Annotated in this window: 1 protein-coding gene; it reads right to left on the minus strand. The window is 45.2% G+C overall.

Annotated features, from left to right (window positions below; translation table 11 throughout):
* Nucleotides 1–578 (minus strand): pyruvate formate lyase family protein (locus R7R24_RS28945; protein ID WP_318120491.1); only part of this gene is annotated, 578 nt, incomplete at both ends.

Consider the following 578-nt stretch of genomic DNA (forward strand, 5'->3'; position numbering starts at 1 on the left):
AACCGTATTTCGCTGCCATAACTTTCATTTGGCCAAGTGCACGGTGTTGCTCAGCGATCTCTTCGCGAAGCTGCATAGTCATTTGAAGATCTTCACCGTTCTCAAAACGCTCTTGTAGAGATTTGAATTGAGCCAGTTTGTCCTTCATTAGGAAGTCGATACCGTATAGAGCAACACGGCGGTAGTCACCGATGATACGGCCACGACCGTAAGCATCTGGAAGACCAGTTAGAACACCAGATTTACGACAAGCTAGGATTTCTGGAGTGTAGATGTCGAAAACACCAGCGTTGTGAGTTTTACGGTATTCTGTAAAGATTTTTTTAACTTGTGGGTCTAGTTCGCGATCGTATGCTTTGCACGAACCTTCAACCATGCGGATACCACCGTTAGGGATGATAGCGCGTTTTAGAGGAGCGTCAGTTTGAAGACCAACGATAGTCTCAAGATCTTTCTCGATGTAGCCTGCATCGTGAGCAGTGATGGTAGAGATGATAGAAGTATCGAAATCAACAGGAGCGTGAGTTGAGTTCTCTTGCTTGATACCTTCCATTACCTTAGCCCAAAGCTTGTTAGTT

The sequence above is a fragment of the Vibrio sp. 704 genome, from assembly GCF_033339295.1.